The 7380-nt window shown below is 74.2% G+C and carries 8 protein-coding genes and 2 pseudogenes; 8 read left to right on the plus strand and 2 right to left on the minus strand.

All coding sequences use genetic code 11. The annotated features are described in order from the left end of the window. Positions 1-8: 8 nt before the first annotated feature. A pseudogene (locus ACWEVO_RS24355) lies at positions 9-110 on the minus strand (IS982 family transposase); the annotation flags it as partial. On the opposite strand from ACWEVO_RS24355, the pseudogene ACWEVO_RS24360 reads away from it, so the two are divergent. The 3 genes and pseudogenes from ACWEVO_RS24360 to ung form a co-directional block, all read left to right on the plus strand. Beyond that, positions 95-1108 (plus strand): annotated as a pseudogene (locus ACWEVO_RS24360) (alpha/beta fold hydrolase); the annotation flags it as partial. The pseudogenes ACWEVO_RS24355 and ACWEVO_RS24360 sit on opposite strands and share 16 nt — an antisense overlap. Beyond that, a complete protein-coding gene (gene tsaE / locus ACWEVO_RS24365) occupies positions 1105-1587 on the plus strand; it encodes a tRNA (adenosine(37)-N6)-threonylcarbamoyltransferase complex ATPase subunit type 1 TsaE (RefSeq protein ID WP_452309831.1) in 483 nt (160 codons plus the stop codon). The pseudogene ACWEVO_RS24360 and the gene tsaE, both read left to right, overlap by 4 nt. Positions 1588-1647: 60 nt before the next feature. Beyond that, positions 1648-2349 (plus strand): uracil-DNA glycosylase, encoded by a 702-nt coding sequence (gene ung / locus ACWEVO_RS24370; RefSeq protein WP_452309832.1) that lies wholly within the window; start codon positions 1648-1650, stop codon positions 2347-2349. On the opposite strand, the gene ACWEVO_RS24375 is transcribed toward ung, so the two are convergent. Next, complete coding sequence (locus ACWEVO_RS24375; protein WP_452309833.1) at positions 2338-2859, minus strand: helix-turn-helix transcriptional regulator; 522 nt, start codon at positions 2857-2859, stop codon at positions 2338-2340. The two genes, ung and ACWEVO_RS24375, sit on opposite strands and share 12 nt — an antisense overlap. Before the next feature lie 205 nt (positions 2860-3064). Between ACWEVO_RS24375 and tsaB the strand changes: the two genes are divergently transcribed. The 5 genes from tsaB (at position 3065) to ACWEVO_RS24400 (ending at position 7292) form a co-directional block, all read left to right on the plus strand. Beyond that, complete coding sequence (tsaB, locus tag ACWEVO_RS24380; protein WP_452309834.1) at positions 3065-3742, plus strand: tRNA (adenosine(37)-N6)-threonylcarbamoyltransferase complex dimerization subunit type 1 TsaB; 678 nt, start codon at positions 3065-3067, stop codon at positions 3740-3742. After that, on the plus strand, positions 3739-4191 hold the full coding sequence (gene rimI / locus ACWEVO_RS24385) for a ribosomal protein S18-alanine N-acetyltransferase (protein ID WP_452309835.1): 453 nt from the start codon (positions 3739-3741) through the stop codon (positions 4189-4191). Before tsaB ends, rimI begins: the two co-directional genes overlap by 4 nt. A 5-nt stretch (positions 4192-4196) precedes the next feature. Then, positions 4197-5243, plus strand: coding sequence for a tRNA (adenosine(37)-N6)-threonylcarbamoyltransferase complex transferase subunit TsaD (gene tsaD / locus ACWEVO_RS24390; RefSeq protein ID WP_452309836.1), 1047 nt, complete (start codon positions 4197-4199; stop codon positions 5241-5243). Between the two features lie 15 nt (positions 5244-5258). Continuing rightward, the gene (locus ACWEVO_RS24395; protein WP_452309837.1) at positions 5259-5513 is read left to right on the plus strand and encodes a hypothetical protein; all 255 of its coding nucleotides are present in this window, start codon (positions 5259-5261) and stop codon (positions 5511-5513) included. A gap of 72 nt (positions 5514-5585) precedes the next feature. After that, positions 5586-7292 carry an ABC transporter ATP-binding protein gene (locus ACWEVO_RS24400; RefSeq protein WP_452309838.1) on the plus strand — a complete coding sequence of 569 codons (1707 nt, stop codon included), beginning with the start codon at positions 5586-5588 and terminating at the stop codon, positions 7290-7292. Positions 7293-7380: the final 88 nt, after the last annotated feature.

The raw sequence follows: 7380 nt of genomic DNA on the forward strand, positions 1-7380 counted from the left end.
AACCCTGATCAGTGGTCGTAGGCGGTCAAGGATCGGGTGACGGGTTGGCCGGTACTGCGGTTGTGCCAGATGGCGGCGGTCAGGGCCAGGATGCGTCGCCGCCGCCGGGCTCGCCGCGGGCGTGGTGAGCGAGCGGGTCCTGGTCCGCCGGCTCAAGCACGACCCCACCGATCCGTACGCCCACGAGGTCTTCGGCCAGCAGCGGTACGACGAGGCGTGCACGCTGGAGATGCCGGACGGCACCGACATCCACGTGGAGGTGGTCGAGCCGACCCGCCCGGTGGCCGGGCACCCGACGGTGGTGCTGGTGCACGGCTTCTGCCTGGACATGGGGACCTTCCACTTCCAGCGCGAGATGCTCGCCGCCCGCGGTGACTACCGGATCGTCGCGTACGACCAGCCCGGGCACGGCCGCTCCGGAAAGCTGGAGACCGGCGAGTACGACCTCGCCACGCTCGGCCGGACCCTGCGCCGGGTGCTCGACGAGGTGGCCCCCGAGGGGCCGTTGGTGCTGGTCGGGCACTCGATGGGCGGGATGACGATCATGGCGTTGGCCGAGCTCTGCCCGGAGCTGTTCGGCGACCGGGTGGTCGGTACCGTGCTGATGGCGACCTCGGGCGGCCTCCTCGCCGAGACCAAGCTGGTGGCCCCGGCGCTGCTCGGCCGGGTCGGCGCGCCGATGCTCTACATGATGAGCAACGCCACCCGGTACGGCGGCACGGTGATCGACAAGGCCCGCAAGTCGACCTCCAACGTGGCCTGGCTGCTCACTCGCCGGTACGGCTTCGGCACGTCGAAGCCCAGCCCGGCCCTGGTCTCGTACGTCGAGACGATGAACTCCCGGACCTCGGCCGACACGGTCACCCGGTACCTGCGCACCCTGGCCACCCACTCCCGGTTCCCGGCGCTGGCCGCCCTGGCCGGTACGCCAGTGCTGGTGATCGTCGGGGACAAGGACATGATCACGCCGGTGACCCACTCGGAGGAGATCGTCCGCCGGCTGCCGCACGCCGAGTTCGTCAAGATCCACGACAGTGGGCACGTGGTGATGCTGGAACACGCCGACGAGGTCAACGCGGCGCTGGAACGCTTCCTGGAGTCGTTGTGACCGTGGTGGTCGAGCTGAAGACCGTCGACGACACCCACGAGTTCGGCCGCCGGCTGGCCGGCGTGCTGCGCCCCGGGGACCTGCTGCTGCTCAGCGGCCCGCTGGGTGCCGGGAAGACCGCGCTCACCCAGGGCATCGGCGCCGGTCTGGGCGTACGTGGTGCCATCACCTCGCCGACCTTCGTGATCGCCCGGGTGCACCGGCCCGACCCGGCGCGGGGCGGCCGGGTGACCCTGGTGCACGCCGACGCGTACCGGTTGGGGGAGTCGGCCGACCCGCGGGCCGAGATAGACGACCTCGACCTGGACGCCTCGGTGGACGAGGCGGTGACCGTGGTCGAGTGGGGCGAGGGCATGGTCGAGCAGTTGGTCGACGCCCACCTGCGGGTACGGATCGACCGGCAGGAGGACGACACCCGGACCGTGACCCTGGAGCCGGTCGGCGGCGACTGGGCGGAGCGGCTCGCCACCCTCGACTGACGGTTGTCGTATCTTTTGCCTACAGTGCCGGGGACCGATCTCCTCCGCGGAAGGTTGCCGATGCCCGACGACGCCCCCACCCTCGACCTGCTGGCGCTCCTCCCCGACGCCTGGCGGACCGTGCTCACCCCGCACCTCGACGCGGCCCGCACGGCGGCGCTCGCCGAGTTCGTCGCCGCGGAATACGCGAGTCAGACCGTCTTCCCGCCGGTCGAGGACCTGTTCTCCGCCTACCGGCTGTGCGGGCCGGCGGAGACCCGGGTGCTGATCCTCGGGCAGGACCCCTACCACAAGGCGGGGCAGGCGCACGGGCTGAGCTTCAGCGTGCGCGAGGGGGTGACGGTGCCGCCGTCGCTGCGCAACGTCTTCAAGGAGCTCGGCGAGGACCTGGGCGTGCCGAAGCCGCGCAGCGGCAACCTCAACGGCTGGGCGGCGCAGGGCGTGCTGCTGCTCAACTCGGTGCTCACCGTCCGGCAGGCCACCCCCGGCTCGCACGCGAACCAGGGGTGGGAGGAGTTCACCGACGCCACCATTCGGGCCCTGGACGCGCTCGACCAGCGGGTGGTCTTCCTGCTCTGGGGCGGGTACGCCCGCAAGAAGGCCGCCCTGGTCACCAACCCGCAGCACGTGGTGCTGGAGGCGGGCCACCCGAGCCCGATGAACCCGCGCGGCTTCCTGGGCAGCCGACCGTTCAGCGCGGCCAACAAGGCCCTCGCCGACGCCGGCCTGCCCACCATCGACTGGGAGCGCTCAGCCGGCTGACCCGAGCCGCTGCCGGTGCCGGCGCAGCAGGTCGGCGGCGCGTGGGTCGGCCAGCTCGACCCGGACCAGCGGCTCGACCGGGTAACTCCGGCCGCCGTACCGCACCTCGACCGGCTCCGGCAGCTCGTCGCACATCCGCGCCCACAGCTCGCCGTGCAGGGTCCGCCAACGGTGCTCGCCCGGCTCCTCGGGCTCCAGGCGCACCCCGCGCATCCGGTCCAACCCGATCTCCCGGATCCGCTCGACCACCGACCCGCCGGCCAGCGCGTCGAGCGCCGCGTCCAGGTGGCTGTCCAGCGGCTCCACCCCGACGGTGAGCTGCACGTCCATCGCGGCGAGCAGCCGTTCCACCATCGGCAGGCTCGGCACCCGGCTGCCCCGCTCGATGTGGGCCACCGCGCCCTGGGTGAGCCCGACCAGGTCGGCCAGGGCCTGCTGGGTCAACTCCCGGCGTTCCCGCTCGTGTCGGATGGTGGTGGCGATATGGCGGGCCAGGCGGCTCTCGGACACCTCACGATGATGACGAAGTCTCGAGAGCGACATGTCTCTCCGTCATATTCATGTCTCTCCGACATGACGCTCCCAAGTTGTGTGCCTCCCGGCCGGCATCACGGTGAGTAGCCGGCGCGGCCGGTAGGAGCCGGGCCGCCGGTCGTCGTCGCTCGGGGACAGGCCGTGACCGGCCGTGACCGGAGGGCGGCTAGGCTGGCATACCGTGCTCGTACTCGTGGTGGACTCCTCGACGCCCGCGGTGACCGCCGCCCTGGTCGAGGTCTCGGCGGACGGCGTGGTGGCCCGCGCGCAGCGGTGCACGGTCGACGCCCGGGCGCACGGCGAACTGCTCGCCCCGCAGGTCGACGCGGTGCTCGCCGACGTCGACGCCCGCCCCGCCGACCTCGACGCGATCGTCGCCGGGCTCGGCCCGGGGCCGTTCACCGGGCTGCGGGTCGGCCTGGTCACCGCCGCCACCATGGGCCAGGTCCTCGGCATCCCCACGTACGGTGTCTGCTCCCTGGACGGGATCGGCCACCCGGTGGCCGCCGGCGAGCCGGTGCTGGCCGCCAGCGACGCGCGGCGCCGGGAGGTCTACTGGGCGGTCTACGACGGCGCCGGGCAGCGGATCGCCGGGCCGGCCGTGGACGCCCCGGCCGTCGCCGCCGAACGGGCCCGGGATCTCGCGGTCACCGTGGCGGTCGGCGACGGCGCCCACCGGTACGCGGACGTCCTCGGCCTGCCCGTGCGGGAGGAGCCGCGCTATCCGGACGCCACCGCGCTGGCCGCGCTGGCCGCCGAGCGGATCCGTGCGGGCGCTCCCGGCGAGCCGCTCACCCCCCTCTACCTGCGCCGCCCGGACGCGGTCGCGGCCACCGGCCACAAGCCGGTCCTGCCGTGAGCGGCGTACGCCTCGGCCGTTTCCGCTGGTGGCACATCGACCAGGTGCTGCCGATCGAGGCGGAGCTGTTCGGCGCCGAGCAGTGGTCCCCGGCGATGTTCTGGAACGAGTTGGCCAACCGGCACCACTACCTGGTCGCCACCGACGACGACGGGTCCGTGCTCGGCTACGCCGGGCTGGCCGTCGTCCCGCCCGACGAGGCGTGGGTGCAGAACATCGCGGTCCGCCGGGACGCCCAGCGCCGGGGGATCGGCCGGCTGCTGCTGGAGGCGCTGCTCGCCGAGGCGGCCCGGCGCGGCATCCGCAGCACCCTGCTGGAGGTCGCGGCCGACAACGCCCCGGCGCAGCGGCTGTACGCCATGTACGGCTTCGAGCCGATCGGCGTGCGGCGCGGCTACTACCAACCGAGCAACACCGACGCGCTGGTCATGCAGCGCACCGAGGACTGACGAGCATGGCTGACGAACCCCTGATCCTGGGCATCGAGACGTCCTGCGACGAGACCGGGGTCGGCATCGTCCGCGGGCACACCCTGCTCGCCGACGCGCTGGCCTCCAGCGTCGAGGAGCACGCCCGGTTCGGCGGCGTGGTGCCCGAGGTGGCCAGCCGCGCCCACCTGGAGGCGATCGTGCCGACCATGGACCGGGCGCTGGCGGAGGCCGGGGTGAGCATCGCGGACATCGACGCGATCGCCGTCACCTCCGGCCCGGGCCTGGCCGGCGCGCTGCTGGTCGGCGTCGCCGCCGCGAAGGGGTACGCGGTCGCCGCCGAGAAGCCGGTGTACGGGGTGAACCACCTGGCCGCGCACGTCGCGGTGGACACCCTGGAGCACGGCGCGCTGCCCGAGCCGGCGATCGCGCTGCTGGTCTCGGGCGGGCACTCCTCACTGCTGCGGGTCGACGACCTGGCCCGGGAGGTCACCCCGCTCGGCTCGACCATCGACGACGCGGCCGGCGAGGCGTTCGACAAGGTGGCTCGGCTGCTCGGGCTGCCGTTCCCCGGCGGCCCGTACATCGACCGGGAGGCGCGGGCCGGCGACCCGGCCGCCATCGCCTTCCCGCGCGGCCTGACCGCCGCCAAGGACCTGGTCGGCCACCGCTTCGACTTCTCCTTCTCCGGGCTGAAGACCGCGGTGGCCCGGTGGGTGGAGGCGCGGCAGCGGGCCGGCGAGTCGGTGCCGGTCGCCGACGTGGCCGCGTCCTTCCAGGAGGCGGTCTGCGACGTGCTGGTCGGCAAGGCGCTGGACGCCTGCCGCAGCAGCGGCATCGACACGCTGGTGATCGGCGGTGGGGTGGCGGCCAACTCGCGGCTGCGGGCGATGGCCGAGCACCGGGCGGCCAAGCACGGCATCCGGGTGCGTACGCCCCGGCCGAAGCTGTGCACCGACAACGGGGCGATGGTGGCCGCGCTCGGCTCGCACCTGGTCGCCGCCGGCGTCGCGCCGAGCCGGCTCGACCTGCCCGCCGACTCGGCGATGCCGCTGACCGTGGTCAGCGTCTGACCGGGAGGGACCGTCGTGATCGTGCGAATGTGGGAGGCGAAGGCCGAGCCGTACGGCTTCGCCGACCTGATCACCTGGGTGTGCGAGACCGCCCTGCCGGACTTCGACCACGACCCGCTGCACCTGTCCAGCGAGGTGTTCTCGTCCACCGACCACCGGCTGGTGGTGATCTCGAAGTGGCGGAGCAACCCGCGCGCCCTGCCGGAACCGCCGCCCACGCTGGTCGCCCGGCCGCCGCACAGCTGGGACTTCACCCAGGTCGATCGCTGAGCCGCCGGGCCCCCTGACCGGCGGGAAACTGGTTGGCGTCCGCCCTGTCCCGGCACCTAGCGTCGGCATGTCATGCGCTTCTCACCCGCCGGCGATCCCGGCACCCCCGACGCCCGGTCCGCCACCCGTTACCTGGTCTGGCTGGCCGGTCGGCATCCCCTGCTCTTCGGCGCCGGCATCACGCTCGGCGTCGTCTGGATGGTGGCCCAGGCGCTGATGCCGGCCGCCGTCGGGCGGGCCATCGACGCCGGTCTCGCCCAGCGCGACCCGCAGGCCCTGCTCCGCTGGGGTCTGGTGCTGCTCGGGCTCGGCCTGGTCCAGGCGACCGCCGGCATCCTGCGGCACCGCTGCGCGGTGCACAACTGGCTCGGCGCCGCCTACCGGACCGTGCAGGTCACCGTGGACGCCACCAACCGGCTGGGCGCCGCGCTGCCCCGCCGGGTGGCCGCCGGCGAGGTGGTGAGCATCGGTACGGCCGACATCGAGCACATCGGCAGCGCCATCGACATCACCGCCCGGGGCACCGGTGCGCTGGTCGCCATCGCCACGGTGGCGGTGATCCTGCTCACCGCGTCCCTGCCGCTCGGCCTGGTCGTGGTGCTCGGGGTGCCGCTGCTGATGGCGCTGGTCGCCCTGTTGATCCGGCCGCTGCACCGGCAGCAGGCCGCGTACCGGGAATCCACCGGGCGGCTCACCGCCCGGGCCGCCGACATCGTCTCCGGGCTGCGGGTGCTGCGCGGGGTGGGCGGGGAGCCCGTGCTGGGCGCCCGCTACCGGGAGGAGTCCCAGGCGCTGCGCGCCGACGGCCTGCGGGTGGCCCGGGTGGAGGCGCTGCTCCAGGCCGCGCAGATCCTGCTCCCTGGCGTCTTCGTGGTGCTGGTGACCTGGCTGGGCGCCCGGTTCGCGCTGCGCGGTGAGATCAGCGCCGGTCAGCTGGTCTCCTTCTACGGCTACACGGCGTTCCTGGTCAGCCCGCTGCGCAACCTCACCGAGGCGGCGGACAAGCTGACCCGGGGGCACGTCGCGGCCCGCCGGGTGGTGCGGCTCCTCCGGCTCGCCCCGGAGTTCACCGACCCGCCCCGTCCGGTGCGGCTGCCCGACGGGCCCGGTGAGCTGGTGGACGTCCGCTCCGGGCTGGTGCTGCGGCCGGGCCGGTTCACCGCGCTGGCCGCCACCGCGCCCGAGGACGCGGCCGAGATCGCCGACCGGCTCGGCCGGTACGCCGACGGGGACGTGACGCTGCACGGCGTACCGCTGCGGGACGTGGCGCTGGCGACGGTGCGGGAGCGGATCCTGGTGGCCGACAACGACGCGCAGCTCTTCAGCGGCGCCCTTCGGGCCGAGCTGGACCCCGGTGACCGGGGTGACCGCCGCGCGGTCGAGGCGGCGCTGGCCGCGGCGAGCGCGACGGACATCGTCGACGCGTTGCCCGACGGCCTGGACAGCGCGGTGGCCGAGCGCGGCCGGGAGTTCTCCGGCGGGCAGCGGCAGCGGCTCCGGCTGGCCCGCGCGCTGGTCGCCGATCCGGAGACGCTGATCCTGGTCGAGCCGACCAGTGCGGTCGACGCGCACACCGAGGCGCGGATCGCCGACCGGCTGGGCGCCGCCCGTCGTGGCCGCACCACGCTGGTCTGCACCACCAGCCCGTTGGTGCTGGGCCGGGCCGAGCACGTGGTCTTCGTGGAGGACGGCAAGGTGGTCGCGGAGGGCCGCCACGACGAGCTGCTCGCCGCCGAGCCCCGGTACGCGGCTGCGGTGAGCCGGGAGGAGAACGAGTGAGCACCGCCCTGCCCGTCGCCGCCGCCCACCAGGTCCGCCGGTACGCGCGGGAGCTGGCCCGCCGGCACCCGCGCGGCCTGGCCGCCGC

It is taken from the genome of Micromonospora sp. NPDC003776, from assembly GCF_053605645.1.